The sequence below is a fragment of the Nanhaiella sioensis genome (assembly GCF_046557775.1).
GTDB classification, from domain to species: Bacteria; Bacillota; Bacilli; order Bacillales; family SM2101; genus Nanhaiella; species Nanhaiella sioensis.
The window spans coordinates 134,370-157,690 of sequence record NZ_JBKAEG010000001.1; the positions used below are offsets into that span (position 1 = coordinate 134,370).

The 23,321-nt window shown below is 33.5% G+C and carries 20 protein-coding genes; 4 read left to right on the forward strand and 16 right to left on the reverse strand.

Going from position 1 to position 23,321, the window contains the following annotated elements; translation table 11 throughout:
* Positions 1-41: 41 nt before the first annotated feature.
* From bioB to V1503_RS00625, 5 genes are all read right to left on the reverse strand, one after another.
* Positions 42-1,040 carry a biotin synthase BioB gene (bioB, locus tag V1503_RS00605; RefSeq protein WP_410624006.1) on the reverse strand — a complete coding sequence of 333 codons (999 nt, stop codon included), beginning with the start codon at positions 1,038-1,040 and terminating at the stop codon, positions 42-44.
* A gap of 283 nt (positions 1,041-1,323) precedes the next feature.
* The gene (gene bioD / locus V1503_RS00610; RefSeq protein WP_410624008.1) at positions 1,324-2,025 is read right to left on the reverse strand and encodes a dethiobiotin synthase; all 702 of its coding nucleotides are present in this window, start codon (positions 2,023-2,025) and stop codon (positions 1,324-1,326) included.
* Positions 2,018-3,379, reverse strand: a complete 1,362-nt coding sequence (gene bioA, locus V1503_RS00615; protein WP_410624010.1) for an adenosylmethionine--8-amino-7-oxononanoate transaminase — start codon at positions 3,377-3,379, stop codon at positions 2,018-2,020. The genes bioD and bioA overlap by 8 nt, the downstream gene beginning before the upstream one ends.
* A gap of 884 nt (positions 3,380-4,263) precedes the next feature.
* Complete coding sequence (locus V1503_RS00620; protein ID WP_410624012.1) at positions 4,264-4,671, reverse strand: thiol-disulfide oxidoreductase DCC family protein; 408 nt, start codon at positions 4,669-4,671, stop codon at positions 4,264-4,266.
* A gap of 820 nt (positions 4,672-5,491) precedes the next feature.
* Complete coding sequence (locus tag V1503_RS00625; protein ID WP_410624014.1) at positions 5,492-6,457, reverse strand: NAD(P)H-dependent flavin oxidoreductase; 966 nt, start codon at positions 6,455-6,457, stop codon at positions 5,492-5,494.
* Between the two features lie 389 nt (positions 6,458-6,846).
* Between V1503_RS00625 and V1503_RS00630 the strand changes: the two genes are divergently transcribed.
* Both V1503_RS00630 and V1503_RS00635 read left to right on the forward strand, forming a co-directional pair.
* Complete coding sequence (locus V1503_RS00630; protein WP_410624016.1) at positions 6,847-7,434, forward strand: TetR/AcrR family transcriptional regulator; 588 nt, start codon at positions 6,847-6,849, stop codon at positions 7,432-7,434.
* A gap of 20 nt (positions 7,435-7,454) precedes the next feature.
* A complete protein-coding gene (locus tag V1503_RS00635) occupies positions 7,455-8,720 on the forward strand; it encodes an S-layer homology domain-containing protein (RefSeq protein WP_410624018.1) in 1,266 nt (421 codons plus the stop codon).
* 182 nt (positions 8,721-8,902) lie between these two features.
* Here V1503_RS00635 and V1503_RS00640 read toward each other — a convergent pair whose 3' ends face one another.
* The 5 genes from V1503_RS00640 to V1503_RS00660 all read right to left on the reverse strand — a co-directional run bounded on the left by V1503_RS00640 (position 8,903) and on the right by V1503_RS00660 (position 13,781).
* A complete protein-coding gene (locus tag V1503_RS00640; protein WP_410624020.1) occupies positions 8,903-9,547 on the reverse strand; it encodes a hypothetical protein in 645 nt (214 codons plus the stop codon).
* Between the two features lie 255 nt (positions 9,548-9,802).
* Positions 9,803-10,687 carry a metal ABC transporter permease gene (locus V1503_RS00645; RefSeq protein ID WP_320257352.1) on the reverse strand — a complete coding sequence of 295 codons (885 nt, stop codon included), beginning with the start codon at positions 10,685-10,687 and terminating at the stop codon, positions 9,803-9,805.
* Positions 10,684-12,066: a metal ABC transporter permease gene (locus V1503_RS00650; RefSeq protein WP_410624023.1), complete on the reverse strand. Its 1,383-nt coding sequence runs from the start codon at positions 12,064-12,066 to the stop codon at positions 10,684-10,686. The genes V1503_RS00645 and V1503_RS00650 overlap by 4 nt, the downstream gene beginning before the upstream one ends.
* 12 nt (positions 12,067-12,078) lie before the next feature.
* Complete coding sequence (locus V1503_RS00655; RefSeq protein WP_410624025.1) at positions 12,079-12,825, reverse strand: metal ABC transporter ATP-binding protein; 747 nt, start codon at positions 12,823-12,825, stop codon at positions 12,079-12,081.
* A gap of 20 nt (positions 12,826-12,845) precedes the next feature.
* Entirely contained in the window at positions 12,846-13,781 is a 936-nt protein-coding gene (locus V1503_RS00660) for a metal ABC transporter solute-binding protein, Zn/Mn family (protein WP_410624027.1), read from the reverse strand.
* 913 nt (positions 13,782-14,694) lie between these two features.
* Here V1503_RS00660 and V1503_RS00665 point away from each other — a divergent pair.
* Positions 14,695-15,126 (forward strand): hypothetical protein, encoded by a 432-nt coding sequence (locus V1503_RS00665; RefSeq protein ID WP_410624029.1) that lies wholly within the window; start codon positions 14,695-14,697, stop codon positions 15,124-15,126.
* Between the two features lie 290 nt (positions 15,127-15,416).
* Here the strand turns inward: V1503_RS00665 and V1503_RS00670 are convergent, their stop codons facing one another.
* The 4 genes from V1503_RS00670 to V1503_RS00685 all read right to left on the reverse strand — a co-directional run bounded on the left by V1503_RS00670 (position 15,417) and on the right by V1503_RS00685 (position 20,033).
* Complete coding sequence (locus tag V1503_RS00670; RefSeq protein ID WP_410624031.1) at positions 15,417-15,818, reverse strand: hypothetical protein; 402 nt, start codon at positions 15,816-15,818, stop codon at positions 15,417-15,419.
* Between the two features lie 313 nt (positions 15,819-16,131).
* Positions 16,132-16,956 (reverse strand): pyrroline-5-carboxylate reductase, encoded by an 825-nt coding sequence (gene proC / locus V1503_RS00675; protein WP_410624033.1) that lies wholly within the window; start codon positions 16,954-16,956, stop codon positions 16,132-16,134.
* Positions 16,957-17,553: 597 nt separating this feature from the next.
* Complete coding sequence (locus tag V1503_RS00680; RefSeq protein ID WP_410624035.1) at positions 17,554-18,588, reverse strand: alpha/beta fold hydrolase; 1,035 nt, start codon at positions 18,586-18,588, stop codon at positions 17,554-17,556.
* Between the two features lie 989 nt (positions 18,589-19,577).
* Positions 19,578-20,033: a nucleoside deaminase gene (locus tag V1503_RS00685; RefSeq protein WP_410624037.1), complete on the reverse strand. Its 456-nt coding sequence runs from the start codon at positions 20,031-20,033 to the stop codon at positions 19,578-19,580.
* A 531-nt stretch (positions 20,034-20,564) separates the two neighbouring features.
* On the opposite strand from V1503_RS00685, the gene V1503_RS00690 reads away from it, so the two are divergent.
* A protein-coding gene (locus tag V1503_RS00690; protein ID WP_410624039.1) for an IS3 family transposase occupies positions 20,565-21,685 on the forward strand; the annotation gives its coding sequence in 2 pieces (ribosomal slippage) (positions 20,565-20,814 and positions 20,814-21,685; 1,122 coding nt in all).
* Positions 21,686-21,771: 86 nt separating this feature from the next.
* Here V1503_RS00690 and V1503_RS00695 read toward each other — a convergent pair.
* Together V1503_RS00695 and V1503_RS00700 are read right to left on the reverse strand one after the other, a co-directional pair.
* Complete coding sequence (locus V1503_RS00695) at positions 21,772-22,203, reverse strand: hypothetical protein (RefSeq protein WP_410624041.1); 432 nt, start codon at positions 22,201-22,203, stop codon at positions 21,772-21,774.
* Positions 22,204-22,864: 661 nt separating this feature from the next.
* Positions 22,865-23,251 carry a hypothetical protein gene (locus V1503_RS00700; protein ID WP_410624043.1) on the reverse strand — a complete coding sequence of 129 codons (387 nt, stop codon included), beginning with the start codon at positions 23,249-23,251 and terminating at the stop codon, positions 22,865-22,867.
* Positions 23,252-23,321 lie beyond the last annotated feature (70 nt).

Below are 23,321 nucleotides of genomic sequence, written 5' to 3' on the forward strand. Positions count from 1 at the left end.
ACCTGAGCTCGCCTCTTCTTTTCTAATATTCTATATTGCTACTAAAAGGAACCTTCCTCAATTTCAAAGCCTAGATCTTCGATCATTTGATGATCAATTGTCGCTGACTGCCCTTCTGTCGTTAGATAATCACCTACAAAGATTGAATTCGCTGCATACAATCCCATTACTTGAAGAGAACGTAAATTAATTTCTCTTCCACCTGACATTCTTATTTCTTTAGATGGATTTATCAAACGGAACAAGGCAAGAACTTTTAAACAAAAGCGTGGATTTAGTTCATCCATTTTTTCAAGTGGCGTTCCTTCAATAGCATTTAAGAAATTAACTGGTATTGAATCAGCATCAATATTACGAAGCTCTACAGCTATGTCATATAAATCGTTATGTGATTCTCCCATACCAATAATACATCCAGAACATGGTGAAATGCCGGCTCTTTTGACATTTTCCACGGTCTCAACTCGATCATCATATGTATGAGTTGTTGTTATTTTTTCATGATGCCCAGCACTAGTATTCAAATTATGGTTGTAACGGTCTACTCCCGCTTCCTTTAATTGGTCCACTTTATCATTAGAAACAATACCTAAGCAGGCACATATCTTTAGTGGCATATCTTCCTTAATTTCCTGTACCGCAGCAACTACTTGTTCTACTTCTTTATCTGTTGCACCACGTCCGCTCGCAACAATACAATATGTTCCTGCTTTTCGTGCCATAGCTTCACGAGCTCCACTTACAAGCGTATCCTTATCAAGAAGTGTATATTTTTCAACTGGTGCATTAGAAACAATAGATTGAGAGCAATAACCACAATCTTCTGGACATAACCCACTTTTAGCATTAATAATCATATTTAACTTCACTTTATTACCGTAAAAGTGCTTTCTAACTTTGTATGCTGACTGTAAAATAGGTAATAGCTCTTCATCTGGAGCCGATAGTACACTTAGTGCCTCGTCTCTCGTAATTAATTCCCCTGCTAACGATTTTTCTGCCAACTTATCCCATTGTGTAACATGAACTAGATTTTCCATATAATGTCCTCCTATTTACCCTTATCTTTTATCATAATTAACATTTTTATAGACTTCATAAATGTATTGCTTTTGAGACTAAATTAGGATATTAACTATTAAATTTATACAAATGAGAATAATGCCACAAACGCTTGATTTATACGTGTTGATTTCTTAGTATAAAAAACAATGAACAGCCTTTTTTTATTAAGTAATTTACGCGTACGTCGAATGTTTGTAACCTTTTCTATAAACGTAACAATTGAATGAATTTACTTCTTGCTTGATTATTTTGAACTGATTACGAATTTATTGCATTTAATAAACTAGTAACCTTTATTTTTTCATTTACCATGTCCACAACTTGTTTTCGAGTGGCCCCCTCCATCCAAGGTATAACTCCTAGTACAGGAACATCAGTAAACTCTTCAATTAAAGCTGGGTTCGTTTCTTCAGCAATGCCGTATTCATCTTCTTTCAAACCATTAATAATAATACCTAAAACATGAAGCCCAGACCTTTTGGCAAATTCTATTGTTAGCAACGTATGGTTGACAGTACCTAGGTTGGGTCGTGCGACGATTAATAAGGGCAGACCAATCTCTTTTGCAACATCAGACACTAAATAGTTTTTGCCAAGAGGAACTGCCAAACCACCAGCACCTTCAATTAAAAAAGTACTATGTGTTTTTTTTACGCTATGCCATGCTGCAATTACATCATCGATCGATACATGTCTTCCTTCTCTCTTTGCCGCAACATACGGTGCAAGTGGTTCTTCGAATTGATAGGGATTAATTTCTTCTAATGAATTGCCATCAAGTGACATCTGCTTTAAAATTGCTGCGTCACTTTGTGGATCATCACGACTCATTCCACTAAGCATTGGCTTAAACACACCGACGTCTTGACCTTTATCTTTTAATACAGCTGCTAAAGCACCCGTAACGAAAGTTTTTCCTACTTCTGTATCTGTTCCCGTTACAAAAATACCGCTACTCATTAAATTGAGACCCCTCAGTAATCATATAAATTGCTTCTTTCATAATTGACATCATCGCTTGAAGATCATCATTAGTGCTCGCCAATGGTGGCATAAATACGACGACATCTCCTAGTGGTCTCGTAATCATTCCTAGCTCCCTCATTTTCAATGTTACGTTGTAGCCGATGCGCTTTTCCCACTGAAATGGCTCTTTCGTTTGTTTGTCTTTTACAAGTTCAATTCCTGTCATCAAGCCCACTTGCCTAATATCCCCAACATGGTTTAACTCATAAAATTCTTCAAACATTTGATGGACATCTGCAGATTTCTTTTTAACATTGTCAACTATATTTTCACGCTCAAATAACTTGAGGTTCGCTAAAGCTACAGCACATCCTAATTGATTTCCTGTATAAGAATGACCATGAAAGAATGCTTTCATTTTCGTATAATCATCATAGAAAGCCTCATAAATTTTCTCGCTCGTCAGCGTAATTGCTATAGGAAGATACCCCCCTGTCAGCCCTTTACCAGCTGTCATAATGTCTGGCACGACCCCTTCATGATTACAAGCAAACATCTCTCCAGTCCTACCGAAGCCAGTGGCAACTTCATCAGTAATGAGGAGTACATCATATAACTTACAAAGTTTTTCGACTCCTACTAAGAATCCCTTTGGCATGTTAATCATGCCTCCAGCACCTTGCATCATTGGTTCTACTATTAAAGCAGCAATTTCGTTATGACGCTCTTCAAGTAGTAATTGCAGCTTGTGTAAGCATTCGTCACGACAAACATCAGCATTTGCAGATGGATGACGATATATGTATGGATACGGTGTTTTATAGCTGTCAAACATTAATGGTTTATACACTTTATGAAATATATCTATGTCGCCAACACTTACAGCACCAACAGTATCACCATGATATCCGTTGTTCATTGTAATAAACTTTTGCTTTGATGTTTTACCAATGTTTCTCCAATATTGGAAAGCCATTTTTAGAGCAATTTCAACTGATGTTGCACCACTATCTGAATAAAAAACTCTATCAAGTCCTGGAGGTGTTAGGTTGATGAGCTGTTCAGCAAGCTCCGTCGCTGGTACATTTGTCATTCCTAGTAAGGTTGAATGTGCTATTTTGTCTAGCTGCGCACGAATGGCATCATCTAGCTCTTTTTTTCTATGTCCATGAACGTTTAACCATACAGAAGAAAAACCATCATAATAGACCTTTCCTTCAGTATCTTTTAACTTAACCCCCTCTCCACTTTCAATAATGAGAGGATCCCTTTCATAGTCTTTCATTTGTGTAAAAGGTAGCCACAAATGCTTTTTGCTTTTTTCAATTAATTGCTCATGATCATTCATTAAAAAAACCCACCCCTTTTGTTAACTAAAATTAAAATCAAGTTAACATATAGCTATTTTAATCTAACCATGTCGCAATAAATCTGTCAAGATTACTTACAATTATATGGAAGACAACATACGTTTATATACTACGATTATTTAAACTGAACCCTTCCTAAAACGCTATTAGATAGTAAATTAACATTGAGCAGCTGATATGTTCTATTGCTTTGAGGCTCATGTTAATAGTTGTGGTTTAGTAGAACATTTTTAGTATGATACAATTCAAAGTTTAAATAATTTCTAAAATAACATAAGCAGTAATTGTTCAAAAAAATGATTGCTAGCAGCTAAACGAAGAGAGTGGTAAGGGTATGGTAATAAATGTATAAAGTACCATTTATAATAGTATCGTAGCCAGTTTTATGGCTTTATCTAAAAGAATAAGGGGGAAAAAGACATAATGATCCAAAAATGACCATCTATTGGATGATAAATGTGCTTTAACACGTTTACACAGCTACTAGTAGAAAAGGAAGAATCGCACCTCTCCCTTGTGGATTGGTGTTGAAATGGTCGCAACTGATTTTCTCAGACGTTTTCTTTTTCATAACGAAAAAATTAGCCAATTTTTCATCATATTTTATGCAGGGAATTCTTGAAATAAATGTAATAATTTCATCCTCATTTTTTTAAAAAACATGCATTGTATGACGGTTAATTAAATCAAACCGTTTCATAAATTATTTGACATACTTCATGAAATTGATATAAACACCCTAGGACAGAGATACATACTAACAAAAATATTTGGCATATAATATAACATCTCCTTTCATTTTAAGACCTTCCTAAATTTTTTTCATATTTTTCTGGGGAGGTCTTTTTATTTGTTCATCAAATTAGTTAAGGAATTTCTTTTTGATTTCTGGTGTAGGTAACATACATTCTGTTCTACGCCCAAACCATTTATAGCGGTTTTTTGCTACCCAATCGTAAACATAATCACGAATTGGTACAGGTATGATCCTACATAGATAGAACACCTTCCATAAACCCGGCAAATATTTAGACACTTGAAGTGCTGCAGTTGATTTTAAATAAAAGTTATTCCCATCTATCAAAACGAAGCTATCAACATTGGTTGGAATTTGATATGTGACTAACAATTCCTTTGCAGCTTCTGATTGCATAGCAGTAAAACGCAATGCATCCCTCTTATCTCTCTTTAGTAAAAACTGGACAGCTCCGTTACATAAATTGCAAACCCCATCAAAAATAATAATCGGAGTGGTGTTGTCATTATTCATCATTACTCTCCACCTAGTTGTTTATTATGTTGAACTTATTATTCTTCTGATTAGATAACGGGATCTTTCTCAAATGGTAAGTTCTAATCAGCAAATAAAATTTAATGCTTAATTCCAAGAATCTCATCCTTCTTGAAACAATTCATGAAACAGATTGTTTTCACTATGGTTGTTATGTACTTCGTATTGAAATAAGCAATAAGAGAACTAGCTCATAATGGCATTTTTTACAGATAATTGTTTAACTTTTTATTAAGTACTTTTCGTAAACTTTATTGTTATTTTCAAAATGGGCATTATGATGAGTTTTAATAGAGCTCCATAATTTTAAGAGAGACCTGATGTCACGAACGCTAGTTGTATACGTGCTAATACGTTAGAACAAAAGCAACAATCAATACGAAAACCACCTTAAAATAACTCCTATCGAAAAAAAGGATGAATATCTACAATACATACTTTATACATTAAATGTAATATATGTCCATACACTAAATAATACTTCTACAACTTAGACTGATGATTGTGGATGATTTATTTAAATATGGAGGGAAAAATTGTGACGAAGAATACGGTAAGCTTGATCGTTACTATTGTTGTTGTAATTATCATAGTTATTTTACTTAGATAATGCTTAAACATAATGTATTATCATTCGATTTATATACGAAATTAATAACACCTATAATATATATACTCATAAAACGTAAAAAAGGGTATTCCTTAAGTTGATTATTAACGACTTGGATACCCCTTTTTATTTATATACTTTGTCAATATTCTTCTGTACTTAAAACCTTCTCCGTAATAGTATCTTTCGCTATCGTTTACTTAATTCAGAAATGATGTTTTGGGCATCGACATATTCTTTATACATATTGTTTACAATCGTATCTACTGATTCAACAGCTTTAATTGACCCTACACCATGACCTGAAGACCAAATATCCTTCCATGCTTTTTTATCAGATTGTGGATTATTAAAGTCAACACTTGCTTTTGCTGCTAGTTTATCTGGATCGAGACCTGCTAATTTAATACTAGGTGCTAGCATATTTGCAGGGATACCTGTAAATGCGTCCGTACAAATTATATCCTCACATGAAGAGGAGACTAACATGCCCTTATAATCTTCTGTCGCCATGCTTTCGCTAGCGGAAATAAACCTTGTCCCCATATAAGCGAGATCAGCTCCAAGAACCTGTGATGCTAAAATTGCCTTCCCATTAGAAATTGATCCTGCTAGTACTAAAATACCATCAAAAAATTCACGAACCGCTTGAACAAAGGCAAATCCAGATATTTCGCCAGTATGTCCTCCAGCACCAGAGCTTACAAGTACAAGTCCATCCACATTAAGAGAAGCTGCTTTCTTAGCATGTTTTATAGAGTTAACATCCGCAAAAACTTTACCTCCATATGAATGAACAGCTTCAATAACTGCAGCTGGATTACCAAGCGCCGTTATAACTATTTGTGGTTTATATGTTTTTATTAATTGTAATTCTTGATGCAACCGTTCGTATGTCGAATGAACAACTAAGTTCGCTGCCCAAGGCGCAACTTTTTTATTAGGATTTGCAGTCTTATAGTCACTTAACTCCATCGTAATGGTAGCCATCCATTTCTCTAATATGTCAATTGTACGAGCATTAGGTGCTGGAAATGATCCAATTATTCCTGCTTTACACTGTGCTAAAACTAACTCAGGTCCAGAAACTAAAAACATAGGCGCACCAATTACTGGTAGTTTTAGTTGTGAGCTAATTTCGTTAGGTAATTTCATTTTAATCACTCCTTTATCATTTACTTACTTGTAAGTAAATTTGTTATTATTCAGAAGATTAACATAATTATTATTATTGTGCAATTATTAGTTCTTCATATTAAAAAATCTATAGTGTTTTTATTCACTGCAATTAAAATTAGACCAGTGAGATATTCGAATGGTAATTAGGTCGTAATTGTGCTAAATTGGACAAATGCCATGAAAATTTTTGTCCCATTTTTAGTAATCTCATGTACAATAGGAATAAAAGTATTTTTCAATAGATTTTGGGCAAATGGGTTGTGGATAAGCTTGCCTACTTCGTAAATTGCCCTTTTAGAGTTATTAAATTTTACAGTTCTTCACGAAACACCGGAGAAGAGAAATTATAAAGAAGGATGAGAAATTTGAAAAGAGGATCAAAAGACGTAACTCCTGAAAAAATTATAGATGTAGCAAAAGAATTATTCTTTCGAAATGGATATAAAACGACTAGTTTAAAAGAAGTAGCTGATGCTCTCAATGTGACTCGACCAGCAATTTATCATTATTTTAAAAGTAAAGATGAAATTATTTTTTCAATTATTGATAAGGTTACTTGGAAAATTACTGATTTTGCAAAAATCACCTTAGCAAGAGAAGATATAAAGGATCATGAAAAATTTCATCTGCTCGTGAAACAACATATTTTATTAATCTTGGAAAACAAAATGGACATTGGTTTGTTTTTTGATGAAAAAAAGAATTTATCAAATGATTTAATTAATAACTCATTACAGCATATACGTTTGTATTATAAACATGCTACTGAACTATATAAAAATGCTGTAGCATCAGGTGATTTCGTAGATATCCCACCGTCTATCGCAGTTCAAACGATTTTCGGATCATGTAATTGGGCTTATCAATGGTACGATGCTAACGGTCACCTTTCAAAAGAAGAAATAGCAGAAATGATGTCTTCATTGCTATTAAACGGTTATAGAAGTAAATAAAAATATGAAGGAGGCGGGCAATGAACAAATCGATACTAATGGCTCTCATTTTCGTTTTGATCTCCACTTTCATTTGGAATGATAGTGTATTTGCTCAAATTGATAAAATTGAAAATGCAAAAATCATAAACTTAAATAGTGAAATTGAAACGATTCATGAATTAGATGGGTCAGTATACTATTATTCATTTTCAATTGAACAACATGGAAAATTCATACTGGAACTACTAACTGAGACAGAAATATTAGATACATATACAATCCTAGATCAGAATAAAGAAGAAATACTATCAAACCCTGCACCCTCAACGTGGATTTTAGGATTACCTAAGGGCTCATATTATTTAGCAGTTTCTACAAAACAAAATCCAGCTACAAATGTCGAATCATTTACTTTACAATTTAATTTTGAGATAGACAAATATTTCAAAAACTCTTTAGGGACAAATGAAATAGCAAGCGCAACACCAATTGCATTAAATACAACCTATCAAGGTTTTCATTATGCAGACGAGAATGACTACTTCACATTTCAACTCACTCAAAAGGAACGAGTTGGTATAAAAGGAACTTACGCTAATGCAACCTTGTATGATTCTTTAACTTTTAAATTACTAGACGAAGAAAACAATATTATCAATTATACTTTAGCTACACCTGAAGGCGGCTTTTTTGAAGCTGAATTAAGCGAAGGAACATATGTTATTGATGTGTGGGGATCTTCTCCAGAAGGATATTACGACCTTGAGGTAACAACAAGTGATTTTAAAGACTTAGCTTTAAATCATTGGGCAGTAAAGGAAGTTCAATTTTTATCAGATTTTAATATTATTAAAGGCTATCAAAATGGTAACTTTGGTCCTGATGATGAGGTTAGACGTGGACAGGCAGCACTTATGTTCGTAAGAGCTCTGAATCTTGACTTGGATAACCGTCCTAATCCAGGGTTTGAAGATATAACAGCTGATCATATTTATTACAAAGAAATCGCAGCAGTTGTTGATGAAGGAATCTTCCCTAAGGGAGAGAAATTCAATGCTTTCGATCCACTGAAACGAAGTGATATGGCCTTTGCTCTAGTAAATGCTTATGATTTGCAAGGCACTTTTAACGGGGACATTGTTGATGTTGATAAGGCAGAGCCAAATTACCTCTATATCAATACATTAGCTGCTAATCAAGTCACTAACTTATATAGTGATGGCACATTTAAACCAGAAAGTGTAGTCAATAGAGCACAGTTTTCAGTGTTTTTTGCTAGAATACTTGACGAAAGATTTAAGTAAGAAAATGATTAAACATGAACTTGTAAAGGTCCAAACTACATTTCGGTCATAAATTTGTGAAGGAATGTTGCATTAGCAACAACCTCCTGAAAGCAGCAGTTTGCACAGAAAAAGCATTTAATGAAAAAGATAACATTTTTCATTGGATGCTTTATTTTTTAGAGGTCCGATCGGACAGCCTCTTACTTACCTATGCCTTTCTCTACTTTAATTTTTAATACCATGACAAAAGTCTCTTCTTGGATCATTTCGTCAATTCCAGCCTGAGTATAGTAGTCATAGGGGCGTAAAATTGTTTCATTATTATGCCGGAAGAATGCTAATACTCTTGTTTCGCCCGATTGTAATCGAATCGTATCTTCTAAAAAAGCATAATAGAATTGACTAGCACCTGTAGAAAAATATGAATCATTTACTTCAAGGGCTTGTGGTCTCTGCATTGTCGCTGGAGAATATAGAAAGAACAAATCTTGATCTGCGGATTCAATCATACCAAACCCCATTGAGCCTGTAGAAGTATTACGTGGAGCCCTCCCATAGGATAACTGTATTAACGGAGAAGCTTTTATCTTTTCTCCATCCTCATATCCTTCAAGCCAAATATTAACCCAGCTTTGATCTGCATACGGAAGTTCAAGTTCAAAATCAAGTAACCAACCTAGATTTAGCTCCATAAAGATTTTCTGATAAGATGAATCTGAATCTTCTTTTTTCGAAATATATGCGACATAGTCAATATTTTCCTCAATTGTTGTTTTCTTTGAACATGAAGTTACAGCCATTAAAGATAGAATTAGTAATATTCCAAAGATTTTTCGAGCATTCACACGCCTATCACCTCTTAAGAAATTAACATCAAGTTATTAATTTTATTAAATGTACTTCCATTCTTATTATTAATATGGCTATTTATTTCACATCAATTTTATGCTTTAATGTAGTATAAGCAAAATATATACAGGTATTTTCATCCTCTTATAAAACACGTGTAACGTTCTTCGCAGAAAATTCACCAATACTTTTCTATAAAAAAAGCGCCTCATACCCTACACTTAGCAAAGTGAAAGCTTGAGACACTTTTATCAAAAATCCTTAATGGTAACTTTTCTTCTCGCTAACCACCTGGACAGTACACCATGCTTGGGTGATAAGAAAAATGTGATAGCAAAGATAATCCCAGCAGAAGTTGCCATTGCTCCAGCGATTGATACATTCCATAAGACGGCTGCATAGTAGCCAAGCACAGCAGCTAGCACACCAATTAGAGCACTTATGACGAGCATGATACTAAGCCTTTCTGTTAATAAATAGGCTGTTGCTCCAGGGACGATGAGCATCGCAACAACAAGAATCGCCCCTACACTATCAAAGGATGCAACAGTTGAAATGGATACCATCCCCATAAGTAAATAGTGTATAAACATAACTGGAATTCCTAATGCTAACGCCATTTCTGGATCGAAGGAAGCTATTTTTATTTCCTTATAAAATAAAATAATCAAAATGAGGTTTATGACAAATACAGAACCTAACATCCATACTGCCTTTGGACCTAAATTGTAACCCGCTATTTCAATTGTATCCCATGGGATAAATGTGATCTCACCCATCAATGCATGATCAACATCTAGATGCACATTATCAGCGTATAATGAGAGTAGAATGACGCCGACTGCAAACAGCGAAGTAAAAACAACACCAATTGCTGCATCTGATTGTACTCCACTTGAATCAAGAAGCTGAACAAAAAAAGCAGTAAGTAAGCCTACTATAACAGCCCCTATTAGCATATTTATTCCGTCTAAGCTATTGCTTATTAAATAAGCTCCAACAATCCCTAATAAAACTGTGTGACTAATTGCATCTGCAAGCATAGCCATTTTACGCAATATTAAAAAACATCCGATCATGCCACAAGTAATACCTACAAGTGAACCTGTAATTATTATCCAAGCTGCATAACTCATGAGCTTGCCCCTCCATGTCCTTTTACCTTTTGTCGATGCGTTTCTGTTGATGTAGGGCTAAAAACAGTGTGTAAGCTGCCTTCCGAACTAGGCACTAGCTTTGGTTGCCTTCCGTATTGAATTAATAATTTCTTCAACTCGTCAACTACATTTTTCGGTAAATCTAATATTGATGAATGGTTATCATGCTTTACATGAAATGCTGCAAATTTCATCTCGTGCATTAAATAAATTTCCATTAATCTATGTTTCAATACTACATCATAAGCTTCATATAAACCTTTTTCGGTTAAACGCCATGAAAGATTATGTTCTTTTTTCACAATACCTTCTTTTGAAAATTGTAATAATACTTTGTTTAACTGTCGACTCGATAGAGGCCGTTTTTTGTTAATCTCTCTTTCTTCAATTGCACGGAGATAATGACTATTGTCAGTATTAATCATTTCTTCAGCAAAATCATATAAAGATAGTAATATATTTTCCTTCGCTACGAGTTTTCTAAGCTTTAGCAAACGAATTCCTTTCATTAATAAGCCGCGATTTGGTGCAAAAATCATTGAAACAAGAAAGATGATAGTTGCCGCGACGATAATTAACGGACCTGTAGGCATACCTGTTGTTGTCGTACTAATTAAAGTACCTAATATACCTGAAACTGCACCTATTGCTCCAGAAATAATGACCATGTAATCAAGCCTCTCTGTCCAATAACGCGCAGCTATTGCAGGTGTAATAAGCATAGCTGCCATGAGGACAACTCCAACTGCTTGTAAACCAATGACAACTGCCCCAACTATTAGTACCATGAGTAATGCATTTAAAACACCTGTTGGTAATCCAATCCCCTTTGCAAACTGAGGGTCAAATGTTAGAAGCTTAAATTCTTTAAACAATAGTAATGTAATAACGAGCATCGTTATAGCTACACCAGATATAACTTTTACATCCGTACCTATTAGCGATGCAGCCTGCCCAAAGATAAAGTCGTCTAAACCGCTTTGATTCCCTGAACTGTTTTGTGCAATAAATGTTAATAAGACAATTCCAAAACCAAAAAACACAGATAGAATTAAGCCAATCGCCGTATCTTCCTTAATTCTCGAAAAGGATATAATAGACTGTATAAAATAAGTTGCTATTAAGCCTGAAATTGCTGCACCAATTAGAAATAACACAATTGACTTTGAACCGTAAAGTAAAAAAGCTATACATATCCCAGGTAAAGCAGCATGTGCCATCGCATCCCCTAGTAAGCTCTGCTTTCGAAGTAATGCAAAGCTCCCTAACACACCGCTAGCTATCCCTAATAAAACGGTTCCTATTAACACCCATTGAGTATTTGCATCTGATAACGTGCTAATGAGTGTAGCCCACATAATATTTCACTCCTATTGTTCAACTAATGCATTTCCGTGTTCAAGAAATGCCAATCGTCCACCATATGTTTTTTGTAAATTATCCATTGTAAATACTTCTTCTGTAGGACCAATTGCGATTTTCCTCATGTTTAAAAGCAGCACCCAATCAAAATATTCCTTTACTGTTTGTAAATCATGATGTACAACGAGCACTGTTTTTCCTTGTGATTTTAATTCTGTCAATAAAGCAATGATTGCTTTTTCAGTAGCTGCGTCGACTCCAACAAAAGGTTCATCCATAAAATAGACTGTTGCATCTTGGGCCAAAGCTCTTGCAAGAAACACACGTTGCTGTTGTCCACCTGATAACTGACTAATTTGTCTATTAGCAAATTCCTTCATCCCAACTTTATCTAGACAAGAAAGAGCAAACTCTACATCCTTCTTATGCGGCCTGCGAAACCATCCAACGTGACCGTATCTCCCCATTAAAACTACATCTAATGCATTTGTTGGGAAATCCCAATCAACAGAGCCTCTTTGTGGTACGTACCCTACAAGCTTGCGTTGAGCTTTATACGGCTTTTTATAAATTTGAACGTCTCCACTTGCCTTAGGAATTAACCCCAGTATTGCTTTAATCAACGTCGACTTCCCAGCTCCATTAGGACCGATTACACCTATAAGCTTTCCCTCTGGAACAGTGAAGCTCACTTCTTGTAATACAGGCTTGCGATGATATGCAACTGTGACATTTTCTACTTGTACTGGATTCATCATTTATACTCCTTTACACATTATTTCAACGCTGAAACAATCGTATCAATATTATGCATATACATTCCTTCATACGTACCTTCTTCAGTTCCTTGTTCCCCCATTGCATCTGAATACAATGATCCCCCAATTATTACTTCATGTTCTTCTTCTTTTGCACCTTCAACGACAGCATTAATTGATTTTTCAGAAATACTACTCTCAATAAATACTGCTTTAATTTTCCTATCAACTAATAAATCTACTAAATTTTGAACATCTTTTAGACCATACTCTGAATCAGTACTTAACCCTTGTAAACCCATTACCTCAATACCATATGCCTCGCCAAAATAGCCAAATGCATCATGAGCTGTAACAAGAACACGACTTTCTTCAGGTATTTGAGCGAGCTGTTCTTCAGCGTATGCCCTTATTTCTTTTAAAGTGTCAATATACTTTTCAGCATTGGCATGATAAGTATCAGCATGCTCAGGGTCCAATTGAGCTAACCCCTCACTAACGGCTTTTACAGAGTATGCCCAAAGTTCAGTATCAAACCAAACATGCGGGTCTATAGCTTTTGTATCTCCAGGTTTTGCTAACAGCATATCTTCAGGAACTGTCTCACTTACAGCATACGTAGGCTTTTCAGCTCTCATTTTTTCAAATATTTCGTTCATTTTCCCTTCTAAATGTAGTCCGTTATAAAAAATAATATCTGCTTCACTTAATTTCTTAATATCCCCTTGAGAAGCTTGAAATAAATGGGGATCTATCCCAGGCCCCATAAGTGGTGTTACTTCCACATACTCACCGCCTACATTTTCAACAATATCTGCGATTTGACCGATTGTCGTCGTAACCGTAATAAGGCTATCTGATTTATTAGTTTGTGATGTATCATCACTACATCCAGTAGCTAAGATGATAAAAGTTAACAAACTAGTAAGCAATAACATTAGTTTTTTCTTCATATTAAACCCTCCGCTTTATCTGTTTTTGATTAACGCTATTTTATTGGACTAGTGCAACTTTTGAACAAAAAAATAATGTTCTTTATCTACTTTTGTATATCATGACAATAATATAGGAAGTTTAAAATACATTTTTCATTACCGCCAATTAAATAGTCAAAGACAATTGTTTTTCCCTAAGGAAACTTTATCAAAAGATATGCCCATTTGTCAATAATGAAATTCATTATTAATCAATGAACAACATATATTCATCTGGATCATGGATAATGCTAGGTCTTCATATCTGTATCGTATGATTATAGCAAGTTAATAGCTATGTACTAGAAAAAACTATTTTAATAAAGTTCATGTCTATAATTCTACATCTCTCATTAATTTATTATTATTACTAATTAACCTTGTTGTTTCTAATAACTGTTTTCGTATTCGATTGTTGTTCCCCAATAGGTACTAAACGTACACAACTATATGAGGGCATTTTTCTCTTATATACAATGCAAAACGAAGATTTAAATACAATTTCTAACACTGATATTTGGTAACAATAGCAACAATCGTTGTAATATAGTCGTTTTATTTCTAGTCCTCAAATTCGTATAACCTCGTCCTAATTTAAGGGTGAGATCAATTGTTGTTTCATTATAGGAATAATCAAGATTATAGAAATAGAATCATAAAGTTGTTAAAATTATGTTAATCAGAAAATAGCGCTTGTTTGTTGAATAGCATTTAATTAATAAACAGAACTCAACTTGTGTTTTGGGGTACTCAATTTGTAATAACCTTTTACTCAAAATATTAGGAAATAGTTAATTGTTTTCTTTAAGACTCTTTTCGATAAGATTGTTATTTTTATGTAAGTTCTCTATTTTGTATAATTTGGTAAAACAATATCAAGGAGTGCGTTGATATGCTAAAAAGAAAAATTTTAACATTGATTTTTGCTTCATTGTTATCTATTTCACTTATCGCTTTTTGGTTTGTATTCACAGATGGAGAAGAACTGATAGCTTTTTTTCCATTAGCGCTTTGGATTAGTTTAATTGCAATTCCTGTAATATTAATTTATGGGCTTCCTGTATCATTTTTGTCAGAAAAATTAACTAAACAATTTACAAATAACAAACGAATATTTTGGGCTCTTGTTATCCACGTTGTCTTTGGTTTCGGATTTGTATTTATCGCTGGGCTAATATTTGAAACTGAAATGTTAATATGGGATTTCATCCAATTCTGGCGAAAGTATGAAGTGTTTTTATTCCCCTCGTTAGTCACTTCTATATGTTTTTGGGGAGTAGATGAAGTAGTCAGGTTTTACTCATTAATAAAAGATACAAAATAACATTTTCGTATCATTATTTATATTTGAGGTCTTTTTTTAGCACTCCTTAACATCTCAACTGTATAATGGCTCGATTTTTGACACAATGAATAAGCACTTGTTCTACTCGTTTAATTCATAACTACTTTCCTTTACTACCGGAAGGCCCAATTTCTCCTCTTAATTTGTTACAGTATTCCCAATTTTGAAAGCAAACAATCTATAAAAAGTAAAACATAGTTCCAATTATTCATTTCTGAAAAACGGGAACTATTCTTCTCAATAATCATTGTGTTGAATAAAATTGTAAGTTAATGTGTTTTACAAGGAACTGTCATCCCATCAATAATCAATTGCCCCATACACATACCATCTGGCCCTTGTACTTTACATGTCGCTTCTACTGTCGTTACGTTTTCAAAGGAAAAAAGTTTGTTAAAACTAACTGTATCTAGCGTTACGGTTTGTACTATACCGTTTGTAGTAAAATTTACGTCTAATTCTCCTCCTTGTACTACATTACTCACCAAATTGAAACAGACTTCACCATGAAGGTCTACCGTCCTACCATCGTAAATTTGAGCTGTTTGTCCTTGTTGTAGCATGTACATTATAACAGCATCTTCCACAATTAACTGACACGGACAATCACACTTATTTTCTTTTTGAATTGAACTTCCACAACAAGAACTAACTTTCTTATATTGACTCATCATTTAACCTCCAAATTCACAGATTAATATGATATCTTATGTCTATATTCATAACTTGACTGGGTGTATGATGCGTCAATACTTTTTTCATGTTTTATCATTGAACACAGTTTTTAATATGTTTACTTAATAAGAGTCACAATAATCCACAATACAATTACGCGATTACAAGGTATAATAAGACCCCTTAATACTCTAATTTATCCTCGTTTTTCTGAGTCGGATAATTCATCCCATTTCTTTTTAAATTCCTCAGTATCACTTTTTTCTAATTTGCGAACCATGTTTATGAAAAGATGAACTGCTCCTACATTTATAGATACTCTTTATTAATTTCCTTTGATCGTTTTGCAGCTGTTTTGACTGCTTGCTTAATTGCCTTGCCCCCGCCAAATTTTTGTAACGCATCTAACCCAGCTTGTGTTGTTCCATTTGGAGATGTTACATTTTCTCTTAATTTTGATGGAGATTCGTCTCGTTCCATAATCATTTTGGAAGCACCTAGCATTGTTTGAACACTAATTTTTCGTGCTGTTTCTTCTTCTATACCCCCGTCAACTGCTGCTCGTTCAATTTGTTCTATTAAATAGTAAAAATAAGCTGGACCACTGCCGGCAATTCCAGTAAATAGATCCATTTTCTCTTCCTCAATAAAGTAAACTTCACCAAAGCACTCTAATATTTGCTTTACTATCATTACTTTGTCCATTTCAACATTAGATCCAGTAGACACTCCTGTTGCCGATTCTCTTACCATACTAGAAGTATTTGGCATTACTCTTATTACTGGCTGTCCTTCATTTAATCGTTCCTCTATAAAAGCTGTTGTGATACCTGCCATTACTGATAAAATAACTTGATTCGGTTTTATTTTATTCTTTAAAAATGTTAGAGCTGATTCCGCATCTTTTGGCTTCATAGCTAAAACAAAAAAATCTATTTCAGAAAAATTGATATCATCCTTTGTATCTCCACGAATCCCGTATCTATCCTCAAGTGTGCGTAGTCTTTCCATATTACTTTTATTACTTACAATGATATGGTTATTTGGAATCTTCTTTGTATAAATCAGCCCTGATATCATAGCTTCCGCCATTGAACCAGCGCCTAAAAATGCAACCTTTTTGTTTTGTAACATCTACTCTTACCACTCCAGTTTTTATTAAAAATGTTTATTTTAGGTCTCTTTCAAAAGATACAGTTAATAGTCTACAGAACTACTTAAGTTTGAGAAAACGCTATTTACACGCCTAACTAGCAACCTCATTGAATTGAATACGATCATTAATACTCATATGAGCCATTCTTACAATTGCTAGCAAATGCTTCAACATCCTACCAAACATATATTGTAAACGCTCTATATCACCTATATGCCATATAAATGTTTTAAATTTCTATATAAACTAAGGTTCTTTTCGTAAACTTTGTTGCTATATAGATAAAAACGTCGTTTTACTCAACTGTCATCGTTTTATAAAAGTAAAGATGCCACGAAACCTAGTTGTATTCGAGTTTATTTTTTTGTATAAAAACTGTCTAAACTAAAAAGCAGACCTTCAAAATTTAAAGTCTACCAATGATTTTCTTTTTATTAACAATTCAAAAGAATTTACGGAATGAAAAAGCCATCCCTATATGGAACGGCTACTTTTATAAATCCATTAAAGAGCTCCGTTATGGTTAATGCAAATTTAAACCTGTACATTTAATAAAGCTAACTCCTTTATATAGTTTATATTTCACCAGCCATTTTCAAAATAGCTTCAATAATTGCATCAGGTTGGTCAAACATCATATTGTGACCGCTATTCGGAACTAAAATAAGCTCACTATTATTTGATAAATCGGTTTGTTGTTTTTGAGCATCTTTCCATTGCTGATCAATAATATTCGCCTCTTCTTCTGAAAATCCTAATCCGATTGTACCTAATATCATTTCTCTATCTATATCACTTGGTGTAATAATTAGTAGGGGCTTATCATCTAGGTGTTGAGTATCCTTCAATAGCTTCTCTAATGATCTTAATTGTTTGAATTCTTCATCGGTTATTTTGAAAAAATCAGAGTCGTATTGAACATTGACCTGCTTTTCTGCTGAAAGGTAATCGGGAATTGCATCGCCAAGCATTGCCTCCCCAAATAGGCGTATAATTCCAAATTGAGATAATATACGATATACTGTTTGATCTTGTGACTCAAAATACACATCATTAAATGTTGTAGCTTTTTCTGTAAAATATTCATTTCGTGCATCAACAAGAATTAAGCCTGAAACCTTTTCAGGATATTTATCTGCAAAGAGACGAGAATAAAGCCCTCCAAGTGAATGACCCACTAATATTACTGGGGTATCAATATTAGAATATTCAATAATTGCACTTAAATCATCTATCGTCGTATCGATATTGTATCCATTAGGATGTGGCTCACTCCACCCAAGCCCTGCTCGGTCATAAGTAATTACTTCAGTATGCTTTGCTAGCTCTTTCTGGACGTATGACCAATCATAGGACCATGAACCAGCTCCTGCTTCAATAACAATAGATGGTAGATTCGTTTTTTTCCCTTGAATATTCACATGTATTTCTCTATCTCCTACATCAACCATTTCTCCATCTGGAGGAAAGTTGTTTTTAAGATTTTTGTAACTCGTATATTCATACAAAAAGCCTGCTACCAATGTAAGTAGAATGATAGTAATTAAAGTTATACCTATTAATTTTAACTTTCTAAATGTTTTAGTAGCATTCCTATATTTAATTTCCAAATTTATTACATCTCCCTTAACTAAGCTACTATTTTATAGCTTATTATGTCTCTTATTTCATAACTTTTCTGAACCACTATTTGTTTCACTTTCCGTTAGAAAAAGCTCCTATGTACAGTTGCAAAAATACTAATAAGTAATTGTCGCCTTGTTACACTCTTCTTTCGATGGCTAATACTTATTTCTTCGAACAGAATCGTAAAGTTTCAAATCACCATAATCCTTTTAAGAAATAATCGTTCCTACCCTTTCTTTTAGTAAGGCTCTTTTCGTAAACTTTGTTGCTATTATTATCAATTAAATACAAAAAAAGTGGTTATTATATTGTTAGTCATCGTTGTACTGAAAAAAAGATGCCACGAACTCTAGTTGTGTACTGTTTTATTTCTTAATACGAAAAACAATAATCAATGCGAAAACAGCCTTTAGTAATTTGCTATCTACCTTTTCACCTCTTTTATATTATTGTTAATAATTATCTATTCTAGGATCTTCCATATATCCCTGCATTAATAGTTATCATACTTCAGAATGTAATCTGGGAATATTTTGCCCTTCTGCTTTGTTATCCAATGATGCAGCTACATACTATGGGTAGGATAAGCAAAAGTGGCTATAAAGCGTTAATAAAATTACAATATTAAAAAGCCCAATCTCTCAGTATTAAAAATGAGAAAATGGACTTTTTTCGTTACTAAAGAAAAAGTTTAGTTATTTCTGGTTGACGTATTAATATGTATTATTTTTATGGAAGTTGCAATAAGAACGTTACTAATTCCACTTTATCAAGAATGCATTTTCTATATAGAATTGATATAGCCATAGCAAATTTTTAAAAAATAACTGACCCTAACAATTAGATTGTTATTTGCCACCTATCTAGTAACAATATAGTTATACAGTGCGCATACAATAATGTATCGTGTAGAAAACAAATCCATATTTTGAAGGTAGGTCACTCTGGTATCTTTCTTTTAGATGTTTCTAATTTAAAACTTATATCCTTCAAATACTTTTAATCCCTCTTCATTTAATATTTTCTCTACCACTACTGGTTTTTGAGGACTTTTATCAAATACTTCTTTGCATGATATCATAATGTTACTACCTGCTATTTTTGCTAATTGATCATGAGATACACTGTATACTATTTTTCCGAGATTCGACCAAACCATAGCTCCAGAGCACATTACACAAGGTTCACAACTGGTATAAAGACTATATTGACTTAGATCAAAAATATTATGTTCAGAACAAAATTTTCTAATAAGTCCAATTTCAGCATGGTGAGTAGGATCACACAAAGTATTAATTTTGTTTTCCCCAATCATCACTACTTCATCACCTTTTACTAATATAGCTCCAAAAGGTTCATTTCCTGCCGTTCTAGCTTGAAAAGCGATATCCAGTGCTTGTTTCATAAAATATTCATCATTTTTCGTCATTTTATTAAACCTCCATCCAAATGTTTAGAACTACTTATTTTCTATTATGGTTTCCAACATCAATTTTTACTTAAGATTTATTAATAGAATATGTAAAGTAACTAAGGGTTGGCTCTAAGATTAGAATTATATAGTTCTTCAAGCTCTTATCTTATCAAAAATTTCGCTCACATGACCTCCTGATGTAGGGTTTGTGTAATATGATAGCTTTTATTAAATACCCATACATCATAAATATCATTATTAACATCCTAGGTCCTTTCCAAAAAAAACTTTTCCTTACTGAAATGCTACAGCTTAGGTAAGGTCAATTTTCGAATTGTACAGCGTTTTATTCTAGAAAAGCCCATGGGTTTTTGTACTACAATTCACTTCGTATCCTTTACAATCGATTACGTATATATTTGTATTATTCCTTTTATTATTAACCAAACCTGAAAAAGAAGTATCTGGACCGGCTACACTTAGTTAGACAGAAATTTTAAGGTCAAGTAGAATGAACTTACTATATAAATAATGAGGAGAATCTACATGACAAAAAGAGCACGCCGTACTTTTACCCAAGAATTCAAGCAACAAATTGTACAACTATATGAAAACGGAAAACCACGGAAAGAAATTATTCGAGAATACGACTTAACACCTTCCTCTCTTGATAAATGGATTAATCAATTTAAAAATTCCGGGTCATTCAAAGAGAAGGACAACCTAACTCCTGAACAAAAGGAACTGCAAGAATTACGTAAGCGAAACAAGCAATTAGAAATGGAAAATGATATTTTAAAGCAAGCCGCGCTGATACTAGGACAAAAGTAAATGTGATTAAGCAAAACAAACACAAATACTCGATATCAGCAATGTGCCAAGTCCTACAACTCCCAAGAAGCACTTTTTATTATGAAGCAAAACAGCGAACTCATGAGGATGATATCACGTCACATATTGTTCGAATCTTTCATGAGAGTCGACAGAATTACGGGACACGCAAAATTAAACATGAACTTATAAAGCTTGGGAAAGCTGTTTCTAGAAGGCGCATTGGTAGAGTCATGAAAGAACAAGGACTGGTTTCTAAATATACTGTCGCACAGTTTAAACCCCATTCAGAAAAGCCAAATGAGGACCACTATTCCAATGAACTAAACCGTAAATTCACGCGGAACGAAGCGTTATCCGTTGTCGTAAGCGATTTAACATATGTAAGGGTTGATAAAAAATGGCATTACATATGTGTATTTGTTGATCTCTTTAACCGAGAAATTATTGGATATAGTACGGGATCCAATAAGGATGCGTTGCTTGTTTATCGTGCCTTCGCTTCAATAAAGGAAGACCTTCATCATATCCAATTGTTTCATACTGATAGAGGAAACGAATTCAAAAATAAGTTAATTGATGAAGCTTTAAAAACGTTCTCTATTAAACGCTCCTTAAGCATGAAGGGATGCCCCTATGATAATGCCGTTGCAGAAGCTACATTTAAAATTATTAAGACAGAATTTGTCAAAGGGAGGCAGTATGAAAGTTTAGAAGAATTAACACGAGAATTCCATGACTACGTGCATTGGTTTAACCATATTCGTATTCACAGCACACTAAGATATGCCAGTCCTATTGAGTACAAAAATAGACACCTTAAAAAAATTGTCTAGTTTGGTGTTGACAGTCCATATCTTTACCACCTAAAAACTCTTCAAAGAAAGAGGTAGTTATAACATTTACCTTTTGAAATACTCAATTAATCTATGATCAAAAAGGAGTTACCTAATTTCGTTCTTAATCTTTCAAAATCTCTAATGGTTAAAAGTTTTAGATTTATCTCGACTTCTTTACCATTTTGTAAAATTAATATGAATCTATTCCCTATCACTCGCCCTTCTTCAATCTCTGAAAGAATTACCTTTTTTCTTGGTAAAACTAAACCTTTATAAATAGAAAGTATCTTGTCGTTTAACCTAAGATAAACTATGGCAGTAATTTTAAAGTAAAACACAGCCAATAAAAAACTTAGTATGATGTTGATTAATAAAACAGGGCTAATCAAAAAACCAAACCCACCAGAAATGCCATTTATCAAAAAGATCATCAACCCCAAATTCATCACCGCAACTATCAACCACACAATTCCAGCAATTCTCCATAATGTATTTTCTTTATATTTTAACTCCATTTTATTCTCCCTCAACATTTTATATAGTGCCCCAACTATTCTATTGTATCTTCAGCTCCGATGAAAATTTAAATGTAGTCTTTCTAGGAACATTTCTATTCAAACTGCCACCATATATAAAGACGCCCTTCTCCAAAAAAGACGCCATTTCGTAAAAAGCGCAATGTTAGGTCATTCCTTCCATTTTGCTAAAACTCAATTATCAATCCATTTAGTTACGGTAAAAGAAATTTCTTTCGTATTTGGGTCGTGCTCTAAATATCCTCCATAACGTCAAACTAATAGACCATAATCAAACGTTCTACTAAAAAACCAAATATCTTAATAATTTATTCTTTCTCATAGAACTCTAAGGTTCTTCATTATCCAGTTTCCATCCTCAATAAATATTGGGCTATTATCTATACCTAAATTTAAGTATGCTTCATTGGAAACAGTGTATTACTTCTTGTCCCCATATGTATCACTAAAATGAAAAAGAGGCTTACTTTTTTTCATTTTAGTACTAAATAGATGAGGCCTGTCAGTCATTTCTGTTTATAAATTCTTTTAAGCTATTAGTCTAAAAGTAGCCAAGATAGTATTACATTCTTGTGCACGATAATTGAACGTCATTATATTTTTCAACACTGTCAAAATATAAATATGGTAATCTCCTATCCTATGACAAAGAAACCATTAAACATAATATAAATGCAATACTTGATAAAGGTGTCATTACATATCTTTCTTTTTTACTCTTAGATATTAGATTTTTTATCGTATTTAAGCCAAGATAAACTGTTATTACCCAAACTAAAATACTTGTAGGTAAAAAATTAAAGTTTAAAAAGTTAGTATGCTGTAAAAAAACAACTCCCATAAACAAAAGAATGATAGCATTGATAAAACTTATTAAACGTAATTTTTTTGGTAAAACTTTATAAAATCCACCCATCGCAAATTCGCCTAACGGTACCCCTAGTGCAAGTAACACTTGAAAAACAGCAATAAAAGCAAACATTATAGCAACAATAATGGATAATACGTAGAAAATATCCCCGTCCATAAAATTCGCCTCCTCCAAATATTATACTTCCTATAATACTCAGATTCTTCAGCCGGCAGACTAAAATAAT

Excerpts from the sequence above, each read along its gene's own strand:
- V1503_RS00670 (WP_410624031.1), bottom strand. The coding sequence starts at position 15,818 with ATGAGTCAATATAAGAAAGTTAGTTCTTGTTGTGGAAGTTCAATTCAA.
- V1503_RS00655 (WP_410624025.1), bottom strand. The coding sequence starts at position 12,825 with ATGAATCCAGTACAAGTAGAAAATGTCACAGTTGCATATCATCGCAAG.
- V1503_RS00625 (WP_410624014.1), bottom strand. The coding sequence starts at position 6,457 with ATGAAATTACCTAACGAAATTAGCTCACAACTAAAACTACCAGTAATT.
- V1503_RS00650 (WP_410624023.1), bottom strand. The coding sequence starts at position 12,066 with ATGTGGGCTACACTCATTAGCACGTTATCAGATGCAAATACTCAATGG.
- bioA (WP_410624010.1), bottom strand. The coding sequence starts at position 3,379 with ATGAATGATCATGAGCAATTAATTGAAAAAAGCAAAAAGCATTTGTGG.
- V1503_RS00660 (WP_410624027.1), bottom strand. The coding sequence starts at position 13,781 with ATGAAGAAAAAACTAATGTTATTGCTTACTAGTTTGTTAACTTTTATC.
- proC (WP_410624033.1), bottom strand. The coding sequence starts at position 16,956 with ATGTTACAAAACAAAAAGGTTGCATTTTTAGGCGCTGGTTCAATGGCG.
- V1503_RS00635 (WP_410624018.1), top strand. The coding sequence starts at position 7,455 with ATGAACAAATCGATACTAATGGCTCTCATTTTCGTTTTGATCTCCACT.
- V1503_RS00685 (WP_410624037.1), bottom strand. The coding sequence starts at position 20,033 with ATGACGAAAAATGATGAATATTTTATGAAACAAGCACTGGATATCGCT.
- V1503_RS00645 (WP_320257352.1), bottom strand. The coding sequence starts at position 10,687 with ATGAGTTATGCAGCTTGGATAATAATTACAGGTTCACTTGTAGGTATT.
- bioD (WP_410624008.1), bottom strand. The coding sequence starts at position 2,025 with ATGAGTAGCGGTATTTTTGTAACGGGAACAGATACAGAAGTAGGAAAA.
- V1503_RS00695 (WP_410624041.1), bottom strand. The coding sequence starts at position 22,203 with ATGGAGTTAAAATATAAAGAAAATACATTATGGAGAATTGCTGGAATT.
- V1503_RS00665 (WP_410624029.1), top strand. The coding sequence starts at position 14,695 with ATGCTAAAAAGAAAAATTTTAACATTGATTTTTGCTTCATTGTTATCT.
- bioB (WP_410624006.1), bottom strand. The coding sequence starts at position 1,040 with ATGGAAAATCTAGTTCATGTTACACAATGGGATAAGTTGGCAGAAAAA.
- V1503_RS00620 (WP_410624012.1), bottom strand. The coding sequence starts at position 4,671 with ATGAATAATGACAACACCACTCCGATTATTATTTTTGATGGGGTTTGC.
- V1503_RS00700 (WP_410624043.1), bottom strand. The coding sequence starts at position 23,251 with ATGGACGGGGATATTTTCTACGTATTATCCATTATTGTTGCTATAATG.